The 22,030-nt window shown below is 43.7% G+C and carries 16 protein-coding genes and 1 tRNA gene; 5 read left to right on the top strand and 12 right to left on the bottom strand.

Translation table 11 applies throughout. The features are described from left to right. Nucleotides 1-207 precede the first annotated feature (207 nt). The 4 genes from metH to IM319_RS10460 all read right to left on the bottom strand — a co-directional run bounded on the left by metH (nt 208) and on the right by IM319_RS10460 (nt 6,838). A complete protein-coding gene (gene metH / locus IM319_RS10475) occupies nt 208-3,771 on the bottom strand; it encodes a methionine synthase (protein WP_287735549.1) in 3,564 nt (1,187 codons plus the stop codon). A gap of 124 nt (nt 3,772-3,895) precedes the next feature. Next, nucleotides 3,896-5,062: a SpoIID/LytB domain-containing protein gene (locus tag IM319_RS10470; protein ID WP_287735548.1), complete on the bottom strand. Its 1,167-nt coding sequence runs from the start codon at nt 5,060-5,062 to the stop codon at nt 3,896-3,898. 219 nt (nt 5,063-5,281) lie between these two features. Further along, complete coding sequence (locus IM319_RS10465) at nt 5,282-5,914, bottom strand: restriction endonuclease subunit R (protein ID WP_287735547.1); 633 nt, start codon at nt 5,912-5,914, stop codon at nt 5,282-5,284. Between the two features lie 426 nt (nt 5,915-6,340). Then, on the bottom strand, nt 6,341-6,838 hold the full coding sequence (locus tag IM319_RS10460) for a DUF29 domain-containing protein (protein WP_002798842.1): 498 nt from the start codon (nt 6,836-6,838) through the stop codon (nt 6,341-6,343). Nucleotides 6,839-7,151: 313 nt separating this feature from the next. Here IM319_RS10460 and IM319_RS10455 point away from each other — a divergent pair, with 313 nt between their 5' ends. The 3 genes from IM319_RS10455 to IM319_RS10445 all read left to right on the top strand — a co-directional run bounded on the left by IM319_RS10455 (nt 7,152) and on the right by IM319_RS10445 (nt 8,479). Beyond that, nucleotides 7,152-7,460 carry a hypothetical protein gene (locus IM319_RS10455; RefSeq protein WP_353857194.1) on the top strand — a complete coding sequence of 103 codons (309 nt, stop codon included), beginning with the start codon at nt 7,152-7,154 and terminating at the stop codon, nt 7,458-7,460. A gap of 105 nt (nt 7,461-7,565) precedes the next feature. After that, nucleotides 7,566-8,009: a toll/interleukin-1 receptor domain-containing protein gene (locus IM319_RS10450; RefSeq protein ID WP_002735722.1), complete on the top strand. Its 444-nt coding sequence runs from the start codon at nt 7,566-7,568 to the stop codon at nt 8,007-8,009. Between the two features lie 29 nt (nt 8,010-8,038). After that, nucleotides 8,039-8,479, top strand: a complete 441-nt coding sequence (locus tag IM319_RS10445; RefSeq protein ID WP_287115928.1) for a toll/interleukin-1 receptor domain-containing protein — start codon at nt 8,039-8,041, stop codon at nt 8,477-8,479. A 125-nt stretch (nt 8,480-8,604) separates the two neighbouring features. Here the strand turns inward: IM319_RS10445 and IM319_RS10440 are convergent, their stop codons facing one another. Beyond that, nucleotides 8,605-8,838, bottom strand: coding sequence for a DUF2283 domain-containing protein (locus IM319_RS10440; RefSeq protein ID WP_002736855.1), 234 nt, complete (start codon nt 8,836-8,838; stop codon nt 8,605-8,607). 416 nt (nt 8,839-9,254) lie between these two features. After that, a complete protein-coding gene (locus IM319_RS10435; RefSeq protein WP_287735545.1) occupies nt 9,255-12,800 on the bottom strand; it encodes a tetratricopeptide repeat protein in 3,546 nt (1,181 codons plus the stop codon). An 83-nt stretch (nt 12,801-12,883) separates the two neighbouring features. Here IM319_RS10435 and IM319_RS10430 point away from each other — a divergent pair, with 83 nt between their 5' ends. Both IM319_RS10430 and mrdA read left to right on the top strand, forming a co-directional pair. Further along, entirely contained in the window at nt 12,884-13,993 is a 1,110-nt protein-coding gene (locus IM319_RS10430) for an S-(hydroxymethyl)glutathione dehydrogenase/class III alcohol dehydrogenase (RefSeq protein ID WP_045356261.1), read from the top strand. Nucleotides 13,994-14,502: 509 nt separating this feature from the next. Continuing rightward, complete coding sequence (gene mrdA, locus IM319_RS10425; RefSeq protein ID WP_287735544.1) at nt 14,503-16,371, top strand: penicillin-binding protein 2; 1,869 nt, start codon at nt 14,503-14,505, stop codon at nt 16,369-16,371. Here the strand turns inward: mrdA and IM319_RS10420 are convergent. The 6 genes from IM319_RS10420 to IM319_RS10395 all read right to left on the bottom strand — a co-directional run bounded on the left by IM319_RS10420 (nt 16,368) and on the right by IM319_RS10395 (nt 21,826). After that, nucleotides 16,368-17,174 (bottom strand): radical SAM protein, encoded by an 807-nt coding sequence (locus IM319_RS10420; protein ID WP_287735543.1) that lies wholly within the window; start codon nt 17,172-17,174, stop codon nt 16,368-16,370. The genes mrdA and IM319_RS10420 overlap by 4 nt on opposite strands. 19 nt (nt 17,175-17,193) lie before the next feature. Continuing rightward, nucleotides 17,194-17,285: transfer RNA gene (locus IM319_RS10415), tRNA-Ser, on the bottom strand. Nucleotides 17,286-17,346: 61 nt separating this feature from the next. Next, the gene (locus IM319_RS10410) at nt 17,347-18,066 is read right to left on the bottom strand and encodes a DevA family ABC transporter ATP-binding protein (protein WP_286826783.1); all 720 of its coding nucleotides are present in this window, start codon (nt 18,064-18,066) and stop codon (nt 17,347-17,349) included. Nucleotides 18,067-18,084: 18 nt separating this feature from the next. Then, the gene (devC, locus tag IM319_RS10405) at nt 18,085-19,257 is read right to left on the bottom strand and encodes an ABC transporter permease DevC (RefSeq protein ID WP_287735542.1); all 1,173 of its coding nucleotides are present in this window, start codon (nt 19,255-19,257) and stop codon (nt 18,085-18,087) included. A 176-nt stretch (nt 19,258-19,433) separates the two neighbouring features. Continuing rightward, nucleotides 19,434-20,717 carry an ABC exporter membrane fusion protein gene (locus IM319_RS10400; protein ID WP_287735541.1) on the bottom strand — a complete coding sequence of 428 codons (1,284 nt, stop codon included), beginning with the start codon at nt 20,715-20,717 and terminating at the stop codon, nt 19,434-19,436. Between the two features lie 587 nt (nt 20,718-21,304). Further along, complete coding sequence (locus tag IM319_RS10395) at nt 21,305-21,826, bottom strand: SDR family NAD(P)-dependent oxidoreductase (protein WP_287735540.1); 522 nt, start codon at nt 21,824-21,826, stop codon at nt 21,305-21,307. Between the last annotated feature and the right edge of the window lie 204 nt (nt 21,827-22,030).

Below are 22,030 nucleotides of genomic sequence, written 5' to 3'. Positions count from 1 at the left end.
TGGTCAATTACCTAATTTTCAGGGAAAAAGTCCCTGAATTTTCCCCCCAATCACTCCAAGGGTCGGCACTTTTTGAGGGAAAAAAAGTCTAAAAACCTTGTTGGATAAGGTTTTTAGATTTATTCAGCAAACCCTAGTTATTGGTCACTGTTTACTGTTTACTGTTTACTGATCACTGATAACTGATAACTGATCACTGATCACTGATTAGGTACTAAAGTATTTAGCGGTGGGGTGATAGGTGATAATGGCGGTGGTGGATTGTTCTGGGTACAATTGTTCGCTTTCGTCCATAGACATCCCAATGCGATCGCATCCTAACAGATCTAGTTGCTTGTATTGATCCTGAATATTGGGACAAGCGGGATAGCCGAAACTATAGCGAGAACCTTGGTAACGCTGTTGTAGTATATCGCGGATATTATCAGGATCGAACTGTGCGAAACCTAACTCGCGACGGATGCGGGTGTGGGTCCATTCGGCCATGGCTTCGGCGGCTTGGACAGCCATGCCGTGATAATAGAGGTATTCGGTATATTGGTTGGCATCAAAGAGAGATTTAGCGTATTCCGTGGCGATTTCCCCCACTGTCACCGCTTGCATCGGGAAAACGTCGATAATACCGGATTCCTGCGGGGCGAAAAAGTCAGCAATACAGAGACGACGACCGGATTTCTGGCGAGGAAACTCAAAAATGGCGATCGGTTGCAGATTTTCGGGTTTTTCGCCCGCTTGTATCGATTCGGGATCGTAAATTAAGAGGGAATTACCAGAGGATTGACAGGGAAAATAACCATAAATTAATGTGGGGTTTAGTAAATTTTCCTTGACAATTTTCTCTTTCCATGCTGCCAGAATTGGATGAACTTTTTCCTGTAAAAACTGGTCGTATTCCTGCTTCGGTTGGCTTTTTGGTTTGCGGAATTGCCATTGACCGACAAATAAAGCTTGTAGGTCCAAATACCAGAAAACCTCCTCGATGGGAATTTCTGCTGCTGTTAATATTTTAGTACCCCAGAAGGGCGGTGTTGGTCGGGGAATATTAACTTCCACCGCTTCCGAACGACGGGTATCAATAACTAATTCTTTGTTGACGCTGCCATCGGTAAAAATAGTATCGGGATTAACCTCTAATTCTTCGGCGACAACCGGGGTTTTTTCTCCCTCGACAAACTCCCCTAAAAAGCCTTTACTATCATCCCATTGGCCCCCAGCTTTAGCGGGCATTAATTTATCCATAAAATGCAGGTCAGAGAAGGCATCTTTACCATAGATAACCTTTCCCTTGTAGGTTTTTTGACAGTCATCATGGACAAATTTGGGAGTTAAAGCTGCCCCGCCAAGGATAACGGGAACGGTGATTCCTTTTTCGTTAAAAACCTCCAGATTTTCCTTCATAAAAGCCGTCGATTTCACCAATAAACCGCTCATAGCGATACAATCGGCTTTATGTTCTTTGTAGGCTTCGATGATATTTTCTACGGGTTGTTTAATGCCCAAATTAATCACCTTATAGCCGTTATTGGTCAAGATAATATCAACTAAATTTTTACCGATATCGTGAACATCCCCTTTAACCGTTGCGATAATAAAAGTCCCTTTGGCATTATTATCACCCTCTTTTTTCTCCATAAAGGGTTCTAAAAAAGCAACGGCTGCTTTCATAGTTTGGGCAGATTGGAGAACAAAAGGTAACTGCATTTGTCCTGAACCAAATAACTCACCCACTACCTTCATCCCATCCAGGAGGAAAATATTAATAATATCTAGGGGTGGATAGTCCTGTAAAGCTTGATTCAAAGCACCTTCCAGTCCCAATCTTTCCCCATCAATAATATGCTGTTTTAAGCGTTCCTCCACGGGTAAATTAGCATTACTAGAGGGGTCTTTTTTAGTAGTTTTCCCCGCAAATAATTCGGTTAATTTGGTCAGGGGATCATAAACACATATATCGCCATCAAAACGACGATTATCATAGATTAAATCCAGACAAACTTGCTGATATTCTGGTTCAATTTTTGCCAGAGGAAGAATTTTATTAGCACTGACAATTGCCCCATCCATCCCCACCTGCATCGCTTCGTTGAGGAAGACGGAATTTAATACCTGACGCGCTGCTGGATTCAAGCCAAAGGAGATATTAGACACACCTAAAATCATGTGACATTCTGGCAATTCTTGGCGAATTCGGCCTATTGCTTCGATAGTAGCCTTGCCATTTTCTCGGTCTTCTTCGATACCGGTAGAAATCGGTAAAGCTAGAGGATCAAAAAAGATTTCGTAGGGAGGAATTCCGTATTCTATCGCCGCATAATAGGCCCGTTTAGCTATCTGGAATTTTTTCTCGGCAGTGCGTCCCATTCCTTCTTCATCAATGGTTCCAATTACTACCCCCGCACCGTATTTTTTCGCTAAATCCAAGACTTGATAAAAACGCGGTTCCCCGTCTTCGTAGTTAGTAGAGTTGAGGATACATTTACCCCCCGCTACTTTTAACCCCGCTTCCATTTTTTCCCATTCGGTGGAATCTAACATTAAAGGTAGGGTGACATTATTAACTAAACGAGAGGCTAATTGGTGCATATCGCGCACCCCATCCCGGCCCACATAATCGACGTTGAGATCCAGAATATGCGCCCCTTCTTTTACCTGCGCTTTCGCCATAGATACTAAACTATCCCAGTCTTCATCATTGAGAAGTTCCCGACATTTTTTAGAACCACTGGCGTTTAATTTTTCCCCGACAATAAGGAAAGAATTATCTTGAATATAGGGTTGAGTGCTGTAGATAGAAGCGGCGGAGGGTTCATAATGATAATGACGAGATTTCGGAGTTAAACCCTGACTTAGTTCCGCTAAAGCTTGAATATGGTCGGGACGAGTACCACAACAACCGCCGATAATTTGTACTCCCAAATCTTCGATAAAGTGCATTAAAGCCATTTTTAATTCTACGGGAGTGAGGCGATAGTGCGCTTGACCGCCGACATTTTCCGGTAAACCAGCGTTAGGAATACAAGAAACAATAAAAGGGGAATTTTCCGAGAGATATTTAATATGGGGTTTCATCAAATCGGGACCAGTGGCGCAGTTAAGTCCCAAAATATCGATTTTATAGGGTTGTAAAATAGAGACAACGGCATTAATTTCCGTTCCTACTAACATCGTTCCCATGGTTTCCATCGTCACTGAAACCATTAGGGGCAATCGTTGACCTTTTTTCTGAAATACTTCTTCAATAGCATTTAAAGCCGCTTTAATTTGCAGGACATCCTGACAGGTTTCTACTAATAATAAATCTGCTCCGCCATCATACAGACCCTCTACCTGTTCCACATAGGCATTTTTGAGCGTATCAAAGTCAATATGACCCAAAGTGGGCAGTTTTGTCCCCGGCCCCATGGAACCCGCCACAAAACGCGGTTTTTCGGGGGTAGAGTATTTATTAGCGCAAGCCTTGGCCAGTTCGGCGGCGGTTTTGTTGATATAATAGGCTTGATCGGCTAAATCGTACTCGGCTAAAACTATCGAGGTTCCCCCGAAGGTGTCGGTTTCAATCACATCCGCACCCACCGCTAAAAAAGCTTCGTGGACTTTGGCTACGGCACTAGGTTTAGTATGGACAAGATACTCGTTACACCCTTCGTATTCTGCCCCACCAAAGTCCTCGGCCGTGAGATTTTGGCTTTGTAGGGAAGTTCCCATCGCCCCATCAAAGACGAGGACGGGATGTTTGGGTCCGTTGAGGTAGTCGAGAAAGGGGCTATTCATAGAGAGATTTACTGCTATAGCATTTTGAAAGTTTATTCTAATACAGTTGCTAGAAATCTGCTATGGTCGGCATTTCAGTTATCAGTGATCAGATTTGAGTTTTCAGTCGAGAAAGCCTATCAATCTAATTTTGTAGAACTAGACGGGCTAAACCAACTCCGGGATAATAATTACCGAGAATTTGTTGATAATCTAGGCCTTTTTCCGCTAATTTATAAGCCCCAGTTTGACTCATACCGCGACCACCGTGGGCCCAAGCGACAATTTCATCGGTGGCAGCATAAAGAGACTCGACTACACCCCCTTTATAACTGAGAATCTGCCCAGCAGTGGCATTAACCGCTTGGTGAGTCGATTGATACTCCGAGCGAATGCCTTTATATACCTGCCAGCGTTGGCTATTGCCCAGATGAAACCAAGCATTAGCGGGGCGGATTATATGTACTAGGGCGTAGGAACGAGCGGCGATCGCTTGTGCCTTTAAAGCGTGCATTGGCGCGGTGGAGTGCATTTCACTACCCACCACACTATAGAGATAGGCCTCTAAATTAACATGATTGACCACTAATAAGCGATCGCCTTGGGACACCAGCAGCACTTTGCCCCGATACCAACTATCATCCACATAAACTAAACCATCGGCACTGGTGGGCTGCACAAAAATCACCTCTGGCAGCGATAAATCGCCCATTTTTAAGCCATTGGCATCTGGAGTGACCGGTAAACCCTCGTTAGTGGCAATCGTTTTTAAACCGCGACCTTGGCGATCGGTGATCACCGCCGGTCCGTTAACTCCAATCAAAACACTGGCCACATCCCTTTTAATCGCCACGCGAATTTCTATGGCCGGCGGCGTATAATTAGCGGGAACCACTAAGGGTTGTCTAGTCACTGGTTTGGCCGCAGCAGCGGGGGAAGTATTAGGGGAAGTATTAGGGGAAGTTTGAACCGATGGCGCTAATTTTTTCGGTGCCAAGGGGGAAGATTGGGGAGAGGGTGCTGATTTTGGAATCGCAGAAGATTGGGGAGAGGGGGATAGTTTCGGCGATGGTGCGGTTAAGGGTGCGATCGGAGATGGGATAATAGGAGCAGGGGAGGCAGCAGTTTCTAGATTTGCCTGCGGTTGCGGGGTTTCTGGTTTTTCCTTGGCTAAATAAGTTAAGAGAATTGGCGTAAAAGTAGCGATCGACAACAAAGGAACGGCACAATGACGCAGCAGGGAAAAATAGGTACTAGCAGCAAATTTCATTTTAATCACACCATCTTTAATTTTCTTATCTAACTTTATCATTCCCCTCTCAGGCCAGGCAATTCTAGACAAAAACTCTCGTATTTTTGAGCTTGTCAGGACAAATCAGGCTGAAATAGTCAAGAAAAGCCGAAAAAATTCTTAACCGCCCATCCTTAGATTAGCTGAATCTCCTCTAATCCCGGCTCTTCTAGGTTCTGTGTGATCAGCTTAACTTACCATAGAAGCGATCGATCTTTGTGTCCTTTGTGTCTCTGTGGTTCATTCCACCCCCTCGCTAGGCTGACAGAGATGTTTCAGGATTTTGAGAACTTCATATAAATCCCCCGGATTTCTCATGGCAAATAAACGAGAGGTTCCGTATAAAGGTTTGTCGTTCCATAATAATTTAACGAATAAAAACTCGGAACCATTGGTCAACATTCCATAATTAGGACGGTTTGGATGAGGATTGGCCATTAAATAAGCTAATAATTGCGGTAAACCTACTTCAACGGAATAAATAACCCGTTTTGATTCAATAATCATTACCCATAATTGCTCTTTTATAATTAAAGTATCTAACCTTCCTTTAATTATTAAATCTTGCTCTTCTGTAATAATTTCAACGGAATCTTCTGCTTTAATGTGAAAGGGACATAGATAAAAGTTACCAATAAATAATAATGGGTCTAAAACCGTCATCCTCACCGAAGTTTCCAAAAAGGGAGGATAATTCAATAAGTTAAAATAACCTGTTTTGATTTTATCTAACAATTCTTTTTCTTGGTCAGAGATTGCTTCTATATCTTCCTGCCATTCCCCAAAAAAATGCTTATCTTCTATAAACTGTAGTTGAAAATGATTAATTAAATCTCTGAGAGTGACTTCTTTTGCTTGTAAAAATTGAACCATATTTACCTACTTAATTAACACTTACTTTAATGGTAATTTTCTATTTTTAATTTAACCAAGCAAAATATCGGTTACTGATAGGGTTAACTGCTCTAAATCAGAGAGAACAGTTAAGGATATGGTCTTGTTTTGTTTACCTGCACATCGCTTCGGTTAGCATCGTTCAGGTTTTTATCAGCTGCTTTCGCTCTTCCTACATCATCCAGATTAGCCATCGTCTTCTCCTTAATTTAGAGTACATGAAAGGTTCACTTTGCTATGATTTATCCAAGAGATTTATTGAGATATAAGTAGTTAGGTGTTAAAAACTTTATTCCCCCCTTATTTCCCAGGGAAGGGGGGTTAGGTCATTCGGGCGATTTTTCATGTTGGCAAGGTCATATTCTGGTTTCATGGTTTTATTATCGATAATGTTTACTTTCGTTTTTACCCGTAAAAGTCCTCATTTAGAATCTGTTCAGGTGTGAAAGGACAAGCGAGGGGATACTCACTTTCTTGGGGAATACGAATACCAAATTGAGCGCGTTTACCCTGTTTGATGGCGACTTTACGAGCGCTGGAATAGGCTTGTGTGATGGAGATTAAGAGATAAGATTTAAGAGAGGGAGTCTTAAGTAAATCATCTTGAACGCGCTGGCGATGCTCATCTACTGAATTATACCAACTTGCTTTCATTGTCTCAGGAGCATCATGCTGTATCTTTAATTTGAGTAAGTGAATCAACAAGACCATTAAGTTGCTCTCTAAGGCGCGTTTCTCTGACTTACCCAAATCTTTTAACTCCTCAATTAAGTTTTCTATATCCAGTTGTTCAAACTGTCGATTCTGTAATTGATGAATAGTTTGCTCAATCCACAACTGAAGATCTTGTTCGTAAAGTGTTGTGGGATTTTCTTGAATGTCCGATTGTTTTAATAAGTTCATTTGGCTTTCATTAAGTTAACGGTAGATGAATAATTTGGTCTTTATATTTATTATTATACTTGATCTTTACCAGATAGTGTGATCGCATTGGGTTCTTAATTATTGACCTCTCCCCTGGCCTTTCTCCTACAAGGAAAGGGGAGAGAATTTAGCGAAGGGAGCTTCGACTACAAACTAGGTTGGTTGTCAAGGCTCTAGCCCGAACAAGTTTAACCTGTTTTCTTTAGGTAGTGAGAAGCTAAATGGACATAACCCTATTGCCCAAATTGGGTAACTTATCTAGAATAAGTATATGAACAGAGGAGGAGACGTGATGGAGTATCAGAATTTTTCGCTCATTAAAGAAGATATTCAGGCTGATGCTTGCGGACGGATTAGCCTTGGGACTCAATGTAGCAACCGTCACTATCGGATACTGATGAATGCAAGCGGGGAACTTCTTTTGGTTCCCATGGTGGCGATTCTGGGGGGAGAACTATGGGCTTTTCAGAATCCTAGTGTCCGCGAGTCGCTCAAACGGGGACTCGCAGAAGCCCGCACGGGAGATTTCGCTGAAGAAACAGTCGATTTAGGCGCTATGCTTAAGTTAGCTGAATCTATTCCTGATGAAGTCGAGGAGTAAATGAGTTTCTCTAGCGACTAAAAACGCTATACTCTTAGTAAATTGTCAGCAGATTATGAATAAATCAGTTGAATTAATTTAAATATCGAGGAAGCTAGAAAGAATATGAAAGTTTTTATTAGTCATGCCTTTACTGAGGCTAAGTTAGCTAAGAGAGTTGCTGATTCTCTCAAAGAAGATGGCTTTCAAGTTTGGGATGCTGCTGAAATGTTACCCGGGGAAAACTGGGCTAATAACATAGGTAAAGCCTTACAAGAATCTGAAGCAATGATAGTCTTATTAACACCAGAATCACTGAAGCCTTTTAATGTTGTTTCTGATATTAGTTATGCAATTGGAGAAGAAAAGTATCAAGGTCGTATCATTCCTGTTATTGTCTCTTCCTCAGATAATTCAAACCTAGAACATATTCCTTGGATTCTCAAAAAATTTCCAATGATTTTCGTCCCTAATCTTGAACAAGACAATCAAGAATTGAAAGAAATTACACAGGCACTTAAAAATACGACAAGCTCCGACGGACTGACTCATGAGATACACCACTTTTAGATTTGGCTTGTCTCATCCCAAGCTATGCTTTGTCTAATTTTAACTATAGGTATGAGATGATTCCCCAAGAAGCTTTTCTTTCCCATTCTAGCAAAAATCGAGAGTTTGTCTCTCATTTGGCCAATGAATTACGCCGTCATGGAGTTCCCGTTTGGTATAGTGAAACTAATATTTTAGGCGCACAGCAATGGCATGATGAAATTGGGAAAGCTTTGAGGCGATGTGATTGGTTTATTATCGTTCTCTCTCCTGATGCGGTCGATTCTATGTGGGTAAAGCGAGAACTAATTTTTACTTTACAAGATCAGCGTTTTGAAGATAAAATTTTGCCAATTCTCTATCAACCTTGTGAATATACAAAACTTTCTTGGGTCTTACCTAGCTTCCAAATTATTAATTTTAATGATAATTTTGAAGAAGGATGCCGAGATTTGCTTCGTGTCTTTGGCTTGGGTTATATCTATATCTAGTGGTAGTTTGTAGCGTAACAAACCAATATGTGATCTGGTAATTGATCGATATGTTGATGGAGTTGTTGACGAATATTTGCAGACATAAGCTAAGTTGTTTTAATGATTTACTCAATCTGATTACACTAAACTGCCAAGCGGAGATTGGCGATGAGGGGAAGTTGGAGTTCGTTGTTTTCTTGTAGTCTTTGGGAGAAAAAAAGGATTTCTAGGTTTTCTATTTCTTCGGTTTTTGGGTTGACTCTCACGATAATATCATCTCCTAATTCTTCGGATTCTTGTTCGGTATAGGGAGCGCATTTGTTAATATAGAGAATGTCTCCAGTGGGGTCATATTTAATAATTAGGTTTGCTGCCATTCGGCTCTTCTAGGTTCTGTGTGATAAGTTTAACTTACTATATGATCGATCGATCTTTGTGTCCTTTGTGTCTTTGTGGTTCGTTCCACCCCCTCGCTAGGAGGAATGTATCTTAGAATACATTTTACCCACCAAATCCAAGAGAGCCGCCATTCGATTTGTCCTCCTGTTATAGCGCTACGCGCAAGTCAGAAATCAAAAGTACAACCTGAGAGGGTTTCGGAGATTGTAAATATCCTAACAGCCTTGGCGGTTGTCATAATTATACTAACCTCAAGCCTCAAAGGAATTACTCAACAGCTTCATCGCCGAACACTTCGAGATCCCAAGACAAACCAATATTTCCCCCGTAGGGGCGCAATGCTTGCGCCCAAACAATGATTGCGCTCAAACAATCCCTGCGCCCAAAACCCATTCTAACCCTCCAGCAAACCCCGCACCTCCTCAACCCCAACCCCCAAAATATCAGCCACAGCAACGAAAATCTCCTCATCTTGCGTTTGCTGATAAAGAGCAACAAGACGGGGCAAAGAAAAGGTTTGTACACTGTAATTATCGTTAAATTCTGCCCAAATTTGTAAGGCTTGCAGGTAATAACTTTTGGCTTGGCTCAATTCCCCAACTCCTTCCGCTACCATTCCCAAATTGTGCAGGGTTCCGGCTTGCTCATAGCGGGCGCCATATTCAATGTAGATCTCAAGAGCTTGCCGGTAGTAGCTTCGGGCTTGCTCCCATTCCCTCAATTCTTGCGCTACGATTCCCAACTGGTGCAGGGTGCTGGCTTGCTCGTAGCGGGCGCCATATTCAATGAATATCTCAAGAGCTTGCCGGTAGTAGCTTCGGACTTGCTCCCATTCCCTCAATTCTTCCGCTACCCTTCCCAACTGGTGCAGGGTGCTGGCTTGGGAGTAGCGATCGCCATATTCAATCTTGATCTCAAGAGCTTGCTGGTAGTGGCTTCGGGCTTGCTCCCATTCCCTCAATTCTTGGGCTACTCTTCCCAACTGGTGCAGGGTGCGGGCTTGCTCGTAGCGGGCGCTTTGCGTGCCTCCGGCAGCGCCATATTCAATGCAGATCTCAAGAGCTTGCCGGTAGTAGCTTCGGGCTTGCTCCCATTCCCTCAATTCTGCCGCTACCATTCCCAACTGGTGCAGGGTGACGGCTTGCAAAGATTGCTTAGATTGACTGTAACTTTCACTAATTGGCTTGAGTAATTCGAGGCTCTTTTGGTAAATCTCTTTCGCTTTCTGATAATTTTTACTTTGTAAATATTTGCTTCCTGCCTCGACAATTATAGCAATGATTTCTAGTGCCATCTGCCCTTGTTTGGCTTCAGGGGGATAGTTTTCAAAAGTTTCGAGAACGAACTCTAGGAGCTTTAAATTAGCCTGAGTATCTTGGGTTAACTCCAGATAACTATGCAAGCAAGTAATAATACTAATTACGCTTTCTTGCTGATTGAGGGCGATTTGCAACGCATTAAACAGATTTTCATACTCCCAGCGACAGAACAATATCCCCCACTGCTTCTCTTGCGGATTTTTGGAACGTAGTAAGTGATCATAATAACTTGCCAATCCTCGGTAATGATTCTTAAATCCCTCCCAAATTGCTGCTTGCGTCTCTGGTGCTAATTCCTTTAACTTCGTCTTTAGGAAGTAGGGAAAAATAGGCTGGATAGTCAAAAAACTCGGCATTTCTTCACTCATCGGCGAAAGCAAACCCCAATGAATCGCTTCTTCTATCGCTGCATCGAATTGGTCAAATTGATAGCCTTGTAAAGGTTCTAATTGCTGTAGTTGTTGGCTATAATTAGGAATAACATCCCTGGGAATAAACCCACTAAAAGGCGCTAAACATAGTAACAACTTCTGCGCCTCCTCCGACAAATTACTGTGGGAATATTCCACACACTTGATGATATTATTAGTCTTATTCTCATCCCCCACATTAACTAACTCCGCCAACTGTAACCCTTGCCAAATCTCCTCCGGTGACTGTCGCTTCAGATTCGCTAATACCACTTCCATCGCCAACGGATACCCCGCCAACAATTTCATCAAGCGTTTAAAATAATCATCCTTTTTAATCGCATTTTTCCGACTCTTCGCCTGACGTTCTAAGATTCTCTCCGCTAATTCAGTTCTCGACTCTTGGTCTAATCCTTGTAAGTGATAGATATTCTCCTTAAAAGTCCTGCGTTGCAGCCAAGTTTCCTCACTGCGAGAACCCAAAATCACCTTCGTTTTTCCCCCGACCAAATTCTTGAGAAATTCGGCGATTGCTTCCCTCTCATTCTCCGGTAAAGTATTCTGAATTGCTAACGGTTGTCCCGTCACCGACTCCAGATTATCTAAAATGAGAATATACGCCTCACTGCGGAGTTTTTGTTCTAGTTTCCTCACCCGCGCTTTCAGGTTCATCGCTTGGAAACTCCCCTGTTCAAAGCGATTATAAATTCCCTGACCGATTTCATGGACAATCTGTTCTAACGTCCAAGCTTTTTTATCATAACCAAAATAGAAAATATGGGTCGCCCAGTTGGTTTTCTGCCACCATTCTCGTAGATAATTGAGTAAAGTAGTTTTTCCTGTCCCTCCCATTCCTTTGAGTAAAAGGATATTATGTTTCAGCAGCGCCTTTTCCATCTTGAGAATTTCTAAATCCCTTCCCACAAAGCCGTATTCTGGTAAAGGAAAGACATATTGATTGCCGATATGTTCCCAGTATTTTTCCTCCTCTTCTGGAGTAAATGGACGCAAATTGAGATTAATTTTACCGCGACAATAAATCACCGGTAATAACCAATCTTCTAAATCTATTATCGTGTTATAATAGGTGCGGCGTTGCTTATTATTGAATAACTCTAACCGTCCTTTTCGCATCGCTTCCGTTAGGTCTTTTCCGTTCAATAATTGCTGATAAATTGGTTTCATCATCAACTTAGCTGCAGAAACCGTCACCGAATATCCCATCGCTACCACAGCTTGCATTCCCGCAGTCATCAAACGACTCCCTAAACTGGTTTCCCGATAGTCTTCTGATTCCTGGGAAATTTGCTTTGCTGACTGACAAGCATTGAGAATACAAATAGGGATATTTTTCCCCGTGAGTAAATTCGCTAATTCCGTCGCTTCTACCGGAGTCGCTTGACCTTTTTCTTCTCCTTCCAGAAACAGAAAAGCTTTTACTCCCTCATATTCTGCTAAATCCTCCAGTCCCCATCCCCTTTGATAGCGCCAAGAATCCCCGTGAACCTGTCTTTCGTACTGTTCATACTTCATCAATTCGCCATGAACATCGAAATGAATAACATGATAGTATCCTTCTCCCTTCTCATCCAGATGTCTGGTTAGTGATTCATAAGTTCCGGGACGCAAAATATCAATTTTTACTGGTATTTCACTACTATTTACCAGTTCTACTAAAGGACGGGAAATCGTGCGATAGTTAACATCAGATTCCTCATTAGGACGCGCAATCACCACCAGAAGATTGATAGTAGGATAAGTGGCCATTTGCACCGGGACAACTGTAGCCCCTCGACGCTGACGGGAGATGATACAATCTATAGAAAAAGGACGCGGTAAATCAGGATCTTTCAGCGCTTCCCAATGTAAAGCTTGAAATTCTGGCGACTGACTTTCGATGATAATTTGCAGTTGACTTAACTGCTTTCGCAAGTCTCGATATTCCCCATAAGCATTTAAATTACTCTGGAAAACCTGTTTAAATAGGTTTTCGCCATAGTTTTGGACGCTGTTGGCGGCTTTTTGCGCTTTATCCCTGTCTAGGGTGGGAAATACTAACCATTCCTCAAAGTACCATTCTAGTTGTCTTTCTTCTTGGTTAGTAAAGGGGTCAGTAACCGTAATTGGGTAGCTGTTACCGCTATCAAAATTGAGACTAGCAGTAAAGCCACCATCGTTCATTCCTTCTTCGCGGATGGTGAGGACTAACATAGAGATAAGTTGAGAATTGTTCTATTACAACTCTTCAGCAGTTTAACGGTATTATACTGGGAAAAACCTATTGCTTTGAGCCTATGGATGTTCGAGCGGCAGTTGCCCTAGAAGCGGGAAAACCCCTAACTATTGAAACGGTACAATTAGCCGCACCGCAAGCGGGGGAAGTGTTAGTAGAAATCAAAGCCACGGGAGTTTGTCACACCGATGCCTATACTCTCTCTGGGGCCGATCCTGAAGGCTTATTTCCCTCAATTTTAGGTCATGAGGGGGCAGGAATCGTGGTAGAAGTGGGAAAAGGTGTCACTAGCCTGAAAGTGGGCGATCCTGTGATTCCCCTATACATTCCCGAATGTCGTCAGTGCGAATACTGTCTCAGCTTTAAAACCAATCTCTGTCAAGCGATTCGTCTTACCCAAGGTCGGGGAGTAATGCCGGATGGAACCAGTCGTTTTTCCCTCGATGGTCAGCCTCTTTATCACTACATGGGAACCTCGACTTTTGCTAATTATACCGTGCTGCCGGAGATTTCCCTGGCCAAGATTCGCCCCGATGCTCCCTTTGAAAAAGTCTGTTATATCGGCTGCGGAGTCACTACAGGTATCGGTGCGGTGATTAATACCGCTAAAGTGGAACCGGGGGCAAAAGTGGTGGTTTTTGGTCTGGGAGGTATCGGTTTAAATGTTATTCAAGGGGCCCGTTTGGTGGGGGCCGATATGATTGTCGGGGTCGATATCAATCCCCAGAAACAAGCTTTAGCGACCAAATTCGGGATGACTCATTTTGTTAATCCCCAAGAAATTGAGGGGGATTTAGTGGCCTATCTGGTGGATTTAACTAAAGGTGGGGCCGATTATAGTTTTGAGTGTATCGGCAATGTCCAGATTATGCGTCAAGCTTTGGAATGTTGCCATAAAGGTTGGGGTGTTGCCACTATTATCGGTGTAGCCGGGGCAGGCCAAGAAATTAGTACCCGTCCTTTTCAATTAGTCACCGGACGCGTCTGGAAAGGTACGGCTTTTGGTGGAGCGAGAGGCCGTACAGATGTACCAAAAATAGTCGATTGGTACATGGAGGGCAAGATTAACATCGATGATTTAATCACCCATGTTCTGCCTCTGGCAAGAATTAACGAGGCTTTTGACCTGATGCGACAAGGGGATTCTATCCGCAGTGTGATTACATTTTGAGCAGGGATAATGTTACATATAGTTAAGAAACACTTGACAAACTCTTAACTATATATGTGTGCCAGTTTCTTGGCTCTCTTTAACTTACTATAGAAGCGATCAATCTTTGTGTCCTCTGTGTCTGGTGTGGTTCCTTCCACTCCTTTGTATTTACTCCGATTTTGTTAAGATATATTGCGGATACCCTGAACTTTAGTAAAGAGAGGAGCTAAATCACCTAGTATTGCGTCCTTTTCAGTGAACAGTGAACAGTGAACAGTGATCAGTAAACAGTGATCAGTAACCAGTAAGCAGTGATCAGTAACCAGTAACCAGTGAAAAGACATTAGGAAAGTGCTATTTGAAACCGCTCACTTAATACTCCTTACTTAAAACTCAAATCTCATAACTGATAACTGATAACTGATAACTGATAACTGATAACTGATAACTGATAACTGATAACTGATAACTGATAACTGATAACTGATAACTGCCCTAATAACTTTTAAACTTTTAACTTTAAGCAAATGCGTAATAGCGGACTCCTATCAAAAACCAAAGTCAAACTAAAACCGAAAAAACCGCTCAACTCGCCGAAGCGGTCATCGCCGAATAAATTACAGAATAAAATCACAGATAAAGAGCGTCTAGTCGGTCGTCAGCGTCAGTCATGGCTAATTATGGGATTAATTAGCATTGTCCTGCTAGGAGGAGTCGGCTCACGATTGGCATATTTACAACTGCAGCAAGGACAAATTAACCGAGAAAGGGCAGAAAATAACCGGATTCGCATTCTTCCCAAACCCCCAGTCCGGGGCAACTTATTCGATCGCAATGGCAAAGTTTTGGCCACGGCCCGCTTAACCCATGCGGCCTATATTTGGCCGAAATCCCAGCGTAATCCCGCTCAAAAACTCAATCTTGACCGTTTAGCCAGTATTTTAGGCATTCCCAAAAGCGACCTAGAAAAACGAATTAACGAAGCGGACGAAAACCCCTCCACCCTGATCCGCATCGCTAGGGGTTTAACTCCAGGCCAAATTATCGCCCTAGAGGAATACAAAGACGAATTAACCGGCATTGAAGTGGACGTGGAATCAGTGCGCTACTATCCCAATGGTAAAATCGGGGCGCATATTCTCGGTTATACCGGGGAACTAACCCCAGAGGAATATAAAGCCAAAAGACCCCAGGGCTACCGATTGGGAGATGTCGTCGGTAAAATGGGTGTAGAAGCCGCCTACGAGTCAAAATTGCGGGGAGAATGGGGGGGAATGCAGTTAGAGGTCAACGGATCGGGACAAGTAATCCAAATTCTCGGCCAAAAAATTGCTAAACCGGGGCAAGATGTCACCCTGACACTAGATTTAAAACTCCAAAAAGCCGCCGAGGCCGCTTTAGGAAAACGCAAAGGTGCGATCGTGGCGATCGATCCCCGGGATGGTTCCGTGCGGGCCATGGTCAGTTATCCTAGTTTCGATCCCAATGTGTTCTCGGCCCCAATTACCACCACCACTTGGAAAAAACTACAAGCGGAGGGCAACCCTTTTGTTAACCGCGCTCTGCAAGGATTCCCCCCCGCTTCCACCTTTAAAGTCGTCACTGCCACTGCCGGCATGGAATCGGGTAAATTTCCCCCCAATACGGTCTTAAATACCTTTGCCGCCCTTTATGTGGGGGGGACAGCTTTTGGAGAATGGAATCACGCCGGTTTTGGGCCGATCGGTTTTGTCAGGGCCATGGCTATGAGTAGTAACACTTTTCACGGTCAAATTGGTCGCGGGGTGGGGGGTCCGGCTTTAATTGCCATGGCTCGGCGCTACGGTTTCGGTCAGAAAACCGGTATAGAATTAGCGGAAGAAACTCCGGGGTTAATTGCCGATCGCGATTGGAAACTGCGTAATTTTAAAAACTGGGATTGGTCCGTAGGGGATACGATTAATATGTCGATCGGTCAAGGATTTACCCTCGCAACTCCCCTACAAGTAGCTGTGATGTTTGCTGTCCCCGCTAACGGTGGTTTTTTGGTGAAACCGCACCTTTTACAGGATGCCCGCGATGTTAAGGAATGGCGAAAGTCTTTGAACATGAAACCTAGCACCCTAGACACCCTGAGAAAGTCCCTGAGAGCCGTGGTAGCGGAAGGAACTGGTCGGGCCCTATCGGACCCCGCTTTACCGCCCGTAGCGGGCAAAAGCGGCACGGCAGAAGCACCTCCCGGGAAGTCCCACGCTTGGTTTGGAGCTTTCGCGCCCTTCGACAAGCCCGAAATTGTCGTGGTCGCCTTTGCGGAACATTCCGGCGGTGGTGGTGGTAAAGTGGCCGCACCTATGGTACGTCAGGTAATGGAGGCTTATTTTAATGTGAAGCCGAAAGAAGAAAAACCAAAGCCTTAGAGACCTGTGGCGGTAAGTGGCACACAGCGTACGGTAATTCCCGTGGCCGTGGCAATTTTTTGCGCCCAAATTGCCAATATTTCAGCGTTTACGGGTTTGAGAATTTGCATTCCGTCGGCAGCGGTGAGGGGATTATTACCGCGGGTTTCTAATTGTCTTTGTCTTGCCCGGGGACGGGTCGGGGTGTTAAGTTGAATTTCATCGGGTTGTAGCTGTTGCATCAAATCGATATACTGGTCTTGATCTTGGGGCGACCAAGAGGCCAGCACCATGGTTTGAATTGCTAGTTTTCCCGACCATTCTTGGCGAAATTGTCTTAATCCCGACCAAAGAATCTGCCAATCCAGGCCGGGGACTGGACGGTTAACCCGTCGCCATTGGGCTTCGGAAACAGCATCGATTTTAGCGGCGACGATATCAGCTTTGCTCAAGTCTTGACGCACTCGGGCATCTCCCAAGAGGGTAGTATTGGTTAAGACCGCCACCGGCCGCCTGGTCAATTCCTTGACGGTGGCCAGTATTTCCCCTAAATTGAGGGCGAGGGTGGGTTCCCCGCTACCACTGAGAGTGACTATATCCACATCCCAAGGAGCAAAATCCCTTAAATCCCTGCTAATTTGTTCGCTGGTGATAAAAGTTTTTCGTTGCTCGGTTTTTTGCTCAATTTCTCCTAACTGACAGTAGGCACAGTTAAAGGAACAGGTGGAAACTAAACCAATCGGATCAATGCCCAGGGAACTGCCGAAACGCCAAGAGGCAACCGGACCATATACGGAGCAGAAATAATCATGGCCAGCAGTCATCGAACATACCGAAAAAACACGGAGAGGGAGGGATTCGAACCCTCGGTACGGTCTTACGATTCGTACAACAGATTAGCAATCTGCCGCATTCGACCACTCTGCCACCTCTCCAAGATGACATTATTTTAGTCTAACATGAAAGGCCAATTTTTGGCAAGTAATTTTTGGGCAGTTAATCGCTTAAACGACCATCCTCCATGTTGACAATGCGATCAGCGATGTCGAGAATCCGGTTATCGTGGGTGACAAGTAAAATCGTGCAACCTTGTTCTTTTGCCAATTTCTGCATGATTTCCACCACATCGCGCCCGGATTGTTTATCTAAGGCCGCGGTCGGTTCATCAGCGAGGACTAATTTGGGATGACTGACGAGGGCGCGAGCGATCGCAACCCGTTGTTTTTGTCCCCCCGATAGATCATGGGGATAATAATCAACGCGGTCACCTAAACCTACCGACTCCAAAATTGCCGTGGCTTTTTGATCGAGATCTTGTTCTAAAAACTCCTCGTGCAGTTCCAAAGACATCCTAACGTTTTGTTTCGCTGTCAGGAATTTTAGTAAATTATGTGCTTGAAAAATATAGCCAATTTGACGGCGAATTTTCAGCATTTTGCCCTTAGCAATTCCTAACATTTCTTGGCCGAGAATTTTTAAACTGCCCTCTTGTGCCGATCGCAAACCTCCCATTAAACTCAATAAAGTAGTTTTCCCCGATCCCGAAGGACCGGTCATAATCACTACTTCCCCCGCTTTAATTTCCAGATCGATATCGTATAAAACCTGTTTTTTTAATTCTCCCGTGCCAAAATAGTGATTTAAGCCTTTAATGGCAATTACGGGTTCATTAGGGCTAAAATTCCCTAATTCTCGCTCTTTTTGAAAAATCAGCATTGTTTCACCCTTGATAGCTTAGAAAATATCGGCCGGATCTGCTGTCCTTAATTTGCCCATAGCGACAATTCCAGAGGCAATACACATAATAATTGTTAGGATTAAAACTTCGATCGCCCTAGGGGTAGTCATCACTATCGGTAAAAGTGTAGCGGAGGAAGCGAGATGATAAACACCAAGAGAAACGATAAACCCCGGTATATATCCCAAAACCGCTAGTAATAAAGCCTCTTGCATCAAAACCCCGACTAAATACCAATCACCGTAACCCATAGCTTTTAGGGTAGCGTATTCGGGTAAGTGATCGGTGACATCGGAATAGAGAATCTGATAGACAATGACGATACCGACGATAAAACCGACTACTGTACCTAAACCAAAGATAAAACCAATGGCTGTACCATTTGCCCAATAGGTTTTTTCCCTTTCAGCAAATTCTTTTAAAGTAAGGACTATTACTTCATTTTTAGGGAAAAGTGCCTGTAAATTGGCTTTTACTGCCTCGATATTTGCCCCGGGTTGCAGTTTCACCAGTCCTATATCGATTTCGTGGGGTTGGCGTTCGGGAAAGAGCCTTAAAAAGGTAGAATCACTGCTAATGACGTTACCATCGGCAGCAAAGGAGGCACCAAGGGTAAAAATTCCCGCTACCTGTGCCTCTTTTCTATTTAACTGAACTGTCAAATCGGGGTTTTTCTGGAGTAAATCGGCAATTGGACCGAATTCTGGTCTTCCTGCTTGATCGTACAAGACGCGATTTAACATCTTCAGATCACTGGATTTTTGATTAACTTCCGGGAGAGTAAAAACCCGTTGACTGGGATCAAAACCAAAGACTAAAGTAGTTCTTTCTAGGGCAGTTTCGGGATTGCGCCACTGGGCAGAAGCAATATAAACTGGGGCTATAGATTGAATGCCCTCGACTCTTTTAGCTTGGTACAAGCGATCGCGAGAGAAACTTTTCACAGCAAAGAGGGTATCAAATTGGGGATTAATCAGGACTAAATCCGCATCGAGGACATAATGGGGTTTAACGGAAGCATCAAATAAGGCATCCCGAAACCCCAACTGCGTGAAAATTAAGAAGTCTGCAAAAGCAATCCCGGCAATAGCCACGATCAAACGGGTTTTCTCTCGCGTCACCTGTAACCAAGATAGGGGCGTTTTTTTGAATAGATGGGTTAGTTTCATTGGGTGTTAGGTGATGGGGGTTGGGGGTTGGGGTGTTGGGGTGTTGGGGTGTTGGGGTTTTGGGTGTTGGGGTGTTGGGGTGTTGGGGTGTTGGGGTTTTATTTGAAATTCCCCACTTCCCCACTTCCCCACTTCCCCACTTCCCCACTTCCCCACTTCCCCACTTCCCCTAAAACCTACTCATGGATAGTTACAGTTACTTGGGAATTGGTTAAACCTGCCACTTTTTGACTGTTTTCGCGATCTAAGGCAATACGGACAGAGATAACTTTGCGATCGAAGTTTTCTCCTGGTTGATTGCTGAAGATATTTTGTTGGTCAACTTTTAAGGCAATTAAGCGCACTTTTCCGCTAACTTCGCCCGTAAACGCCGATCCGGTAATCGTGGCAGTTTGTCCCTCGCGAATTTTCCCGATATCGCTTTGATAGATTTCGGCAATTACTTCCATGCGCTCGGTTTCAGCGAGGTCAACAATTCCTTGAGCGCTGATTTGTTCCCCGATCCGGGTATTGACTTTAATCACTTTGCCGGTAATTGGCGATCGAATATAGGCCTGATTTAACTCGGTTTGGGCTTTTTTAACGGCAACTAGGGCAGCATTTACCTCCGCTTGGGCTGCCCGCACATCGACTCCCCGCACTTCTGAGACTTGATTTAAAGTGGATTTGGCCTCTTTGATCTGCTGTTGACCGGTGGATTCAATCCGGGCTAGGGTAGTCTTGGCTTCTTGTATCTCTTGTTTGCCGGTGCGTTCAATCCTCTCTAGGGTAACTTTTGCTTCTGTGAGTTGTTGATTACTGGTTTCTAAATTCAGTCTTTTACTATCAAAACTAGAGGCGGAAATAGCTCCTTCTTGATAGAGTTTTTCGTAGCGATCGAATTCAGCTTTGGCATTGCGATATTCTGCTTCTAATTTGCCAATTGTCGCTTTTTGGGCAGCCCTATCCCCGTCTAATTGCGCTGTTAATCTTTGGATAGTTGTCCGTTGGTTTGCTTGATCTCCTAACCATTGTGCCTCGATTTTCCGCACGTTAGCGGTATTAGCATCGATTTCGCCGATTTTTGCCCCAGCTTTCACCTGTTCTAGTTTGGATGCGGCTACTTTCACCTGTTCTTGTGCCTGTCGCAGGTTATCCTCTAATCTTTCCTGACTTTCGAGAATGGCGATTATTTGTCCCGTTTTGACGCTATCTCCTTCATCGACTAATAATTGCTTGACTCGATCGGAATCAAGCAACATCGGGGCAGATATGCTGATAATTTCTGTCCTTGGTTCAATTCTGCCTAAAGCGGTGATTTTTTGCGGTGCGGACGACGCAACTACAGGGGTTTTGGTTTCGGGTTTGGGGGCGACTTGGGAAAGGCTATAAAAGGTGGTTATTCCTAATAATCCTGTGCCTAATACTATTAACCCGATTATTAACTTTTGATTGGGTTTCACAAAAGTTTTACCGTTCATAGAATTTCTGTTAGTAATTTTGCAGTTAATAAGCGATTGTTGGGGGTTAACAGTTTTTCTGTAAATAAGTAGTAAGAATTTTACCTAATAATTCCATTTGTTCATCGATCGCAATTTTTGCGATCGCCATCTAAGGGTAAGGGAGCGTCTAGACGGATAACCTCACTTTCAGGTTCTAATCTTGCCAACGCAGCTACTTTCATAATACGGGGTGTTGTTGCTTTTGATTGAGAAATAGGTGAACTTACCCCATCTCCAGGGGAAAACTTGATAAACTATCCCCACACTGGTAACAGTTGTTGTCATAACGGCAAGGGAAGGGCTAATATCCAGCGTAAAGGATGAGAATGCTTGGATAATGAATTAGGTTTCATCGCTATTTCTTGAGAGTTATTTTTGTTTTATATAAGCGGCAATCATGTTTTTATATTATGATGCGATGTGCAACTAAAAACGACAGAATCAGGGTTCCAGAGGATACTTTATCTCGGCTGATTTCTGAGAGCCTTGTAAATCAAGACTAAAAATATAGTTGCACACGGGGTTAGTATGGACAAAAGACAATCTGTATCCTTTTTCAGTAAGAACTACCGATACAGAAAAACCCTCCTAGCTATAAAATCAAATAACCAATTTGGCAATAACCAGTTTATCAAAGCCAGAGCTTTAGCATCAAGACCGATACGATAGCGAATTTTGGGGTTCCTGCTAGTTAACGCGTGCAGAATGGAGGGTACAACTTGTTCTGGTGATGTGGCAATTTTGTAAAATAAATTGGTTTCCGATCTCGACTTTTTTAAAGCTTCCGACCAAGATGGATAGTATAACTGAAGAGTTTCCATCGATACATATTTCGGTAACTCTTCAAAAGCCTCTTGGGTTTTTTGCCACAAAGGGGTGGCGATCGCTCCTGGTTCGATGATCGATACTTTAATTCCCCAAGGGGCTAATTCCATACGAAAAGCATCCGACATCGCCTCGACAGCATATTTTGCGGCGCACCCTGTGCCAACACTCGGAAATACGATTAGTCCATTGATAGAACTAAAATTCACGATCCGTCCTCGCGACTGCCGCAGAAGTGGTAAAAAAGCTTTGATAACTGACAAATAGCCTAAATAGGGTCTGCTGAAAAAGTTTTTCGGTGGGGGTTGGGGGTTGGGGGTTGGGGGTTGGGGGATGGGGGATGGGGGATGGGGGATGGGGGATGGGGGATGGGTTTTACCGATTTTCAGGTGGTCAACTACCTAATTTTCAGGGAAAAAGTACCTGAATTTTCCCCCTGATCACTCCCATGCCTGGTACTTTTTGAT

Origin of the sequence: Microcystis sp. M113S1 (assembly GCF_020246945.1) — a bacterium.
GTDB lineage: Bacteria > Cyanobacteriota > Cyanobacteriia > Cyanobacteriales > Microcystaceae > Microcystis.
The sequence above is the reverse complement of the archived record's forward strand: the minus strand, read 5'-3'. Positions and strand labels throughout refer to the sequence as shown.